Source organism: Streptococcus dentapri (assembly GCF_042649885.1).
GTDB classification, from domain to species: Bacteria; Bacillota; Bacilli; order Lactobacillales; family Streptococcaceae; genus Streptococcus; species Streptococcus dentapri.
The window spans coordinates 1-1,485 of sequence record NZ_JBHSAC010000093.1; the positions used below are offsets into that span (position 1 = coordinate 1).

General features: G+C 44.8%; 2 protein-coding genes and 1 pseudogene. All 3 read right to left on the bottom strand.

The annotated features are described in order from the left end of the window. Positions 1 to 12 precede the first annotated feature (12 nt). Positions 13 to 258 (bottom strand): hypothetical protein, encoded by a 246-nt coding sequence (locus ACFOSE_RS09655; RefSeq protein WP_380432812.1) that lies wholly within the window; start codon positions 256 to 258, stop codon positions 13 to 15. Positions 259 to 276: 18 nt separating this feature from the next. Continuing rightward, a complete protein-coding gene (locus ACFOSE_RS09660) occupies positions 277 to 570 on the bottom strand; it encodes a hypothetical protein (protein ID WP_380432814.1) in 294 nt (97 codons plus the stop codon). Between the two features lie 16 nt (positions 571 to 586). Further along, positions 587 to 1,485, bottom strand: a pseudogene (locus ACFOSE_RS09665) (hypothetical protein); the annotation flags it as partial.

The following is a 1,485-nucleotide window of genomic DNA, read 5'->3' on the forward strand; positions in this document are numbered from 1 at the left end:
CTCGCAGCTCCTCTAACTGGCCTTCTTTTTGATAGACCCACCTACTAAACTGCTCAGAAGAGTCTGCGATATCATCCATGTAGTAACTGAGCAGGATATCTGGTACCTTTGCTGGAGCTCCATTAAAAAATTAATATGGCGGTCACAGTCCTTTCGACAAGCCTGTCTAACATCATAGAGATCCCAAGCAGCCTCATCATAGGCACGCAGCTTTTGCAAATGCTCATCTTCCAAGCGTTCAAACTCTTTTTTATCCATAACAAAGTCACTTTCTTATCAGTTAACTGGATTGCGAAACTCAGGACTAGGCAGACTGCCTGCCTTAGATTTGGCTGCATCTGCAGCCTGACCCTGAAGAGCAGATTCGATGCTGGCTGATACCTTAGCGGTTGTCTGCGAGGCCGCAGCTGCCGCTAGCATCTCTAACTTGTCTATCAAGCTTTCTCCCTTAGCGTGAACTTCAGCTTTGGTCGCAATAACCAAAGCCTTGATCATGATTCTCTCCTGAGTTTTTTTAAGTTCAAGCAGTTCTTCTTCAACTTCTTGGACAATTTTTCCTGGCTGTCCCATTAGTCATTTTCCTCCTTTAAACTAACCCAAATTGGGAAGCTGATTCGTTATCAGCTCCCTCAATCTGATTGCCTGCAGCTTCTAAATCATCTCCCAGCTTTTCCAGCTGCTGAGAAAACTGCCTGGCCTGAGAGCGGTCAGCTTCTTCTACGCCTTGTGACCAGCAGGCCGAAAACTCAATATCGGCCAGTAAAGCCTCGACCTCTCCAGAAGAGAGATGTTCAGCAAGCTCATAGGCCTGTGCCCTAGCTCTCTCAATGATGGTATGAACCTGTTCTTTGGTCTCATCCATCTCATGATTGACCTTGTTTTCAAACTCCTTGACCGAGGCAGCCATCTGCTTAGTAAGGGATAAAAGCGAGGGCTTCTTGAGCAAGATTTTCTTAGAGCCCGTAGAACTAGCTTTCTTTTTCTTGCCCTTGCTTTTTTTAGATTTGGCGTAGGAACCGTAGTCTTCCTTGTATTCCTTCATATAATCTTCTTTGTCTTTGAAAGGATTGTGGTCATGGCTGGCCTTGTACTTGGCCACCTCTTCCACCTGCTCTTTGGTCATGCCGGAACAGAACTGGTGATGTTTGACATAATAGTCCGTATCAACATTATTTCCTTTTATCCGAGCATATTGGGCACTATGACTAGAACCTTCAATCTCTCGTACATGACCATAGGGAATGTTTCCACCGTCAGCAGCATATTTTGTTGTATTGTTTTCGGAATCACTATAAATATAGGCATGCTTATCCAAGTATTCCTTATCTTCCTTCGTTATATAACCATAGGCATAAGCCGTGCCAGCACCCCAATCAGAAAAATTCGTTACGCGTTCAACATTATGCTTGGCGGCTACTTTAGCAACAGGAGGACCAGCCTGACTGTGACCAGACATATTGGTAATTTCACCATCTTTGTGGGCTT